General features: G+C 77.7%; 1 protein-coding gene. It reads right to left on the bottom strand.

The annotated features are described in order from the left end of the window. Window positions 1-973: D-alanyl-D-alanine carboxypeptidase family protein (locus AC2CHG_RS31565; RefSeq protein ID WP_484526229.1), on the bottom strand; the 973-nt coding region annotated here is incomplete at both ends.

The following is a 973-nucleotide window of genomic DNA, read 5'->3' as shown; positions in this document are numbered from 1 at the left end:
CAGGGCCGCGGCCCGGACGCCGCCCCGCCGCCGCGCAGATCGGCGTGCCCGGCCAGCGCAGAGGCCGCCCCGCCCGCCGGTGGCACCGACCGGTCCAGCTCCCCCGGCTCGACCAGCCGGCCGACCCGCGCGTCGCGGGGCTGCGCGAACCCCCAGTCGAGCAGCGCCGCGCCCTGCTGCCAGCCCCGCTGGCTGGTCACCTCGGCACCGAGCAGGGTGACCACGAGGCGCCGGCCGCCGCGCTCGGCCGCACCGACGTACGTGTGCCGGGCCAGGTCGGTGAAGCCGGTCTTGCCGCCGAGCGCGCCCGGATAGTGGTCCAGCAGCATGTTGTCGTTGGAGATGGCGAACCCCTTCGCCCGCTGCACCGGCTGGGCCGGGATCTGCGCGACCCGGGTGGCGGTGTATTCGCGGAACGCCGGGTCGGCGAAGCACGCCCGCGCGATCAGCGCCAGGTCGTACGCGCTGGTGAACTGCCCCGGTCCGTCCAGCCCGGACGGAGTGACCGCGTGCGTCTGCCGGGCCCCGAGCCGGTGCGCCTCCTCGTTCATCGCCCGCACCCCGCCGGCCAGCCCGTCCGGGCCGCCACCGAGGCGGGCGAGCGCGTTGGCCGCCTCGTTGCCGGAGCGCAGCAGCAGGCCGAGCCAGATCGTCTCGATCCGGTAGTGCCCGCCCTCGACCAGCCCCACCGCCGAGCTGCCCGGTTCCACGGCCAGGTCCCCCGCGGTCACTGTGACCTCCCGGTGCGGATCCAGCCGGGGCAGCATCGTGGCGGCGAGCAGCAGCTTCTGCACGCTCGCGGGCACGCCGTACTCGTGCGGGCCGCAGCCGCCGAGCACCGCGCCGCTGTCCAGGTCGGCGACCACCCAGGAGGTGGCGGTCACCGCCGGCGGCGCGCTCGACGCGGGCGGGACGACGAGGCCGGCGGTGTCGAGTGCGGCGCCGCCGACGGCCCGCGCGGCCGGGTCGGGCG

This window comes from Micromonospora sp. ATLC20 (assembly GCF_057196585.1).
Note: the sequence above shows the minus strand (reverse complement) of the source record. Positions and strands in the feature narration are given on the sequence as shown.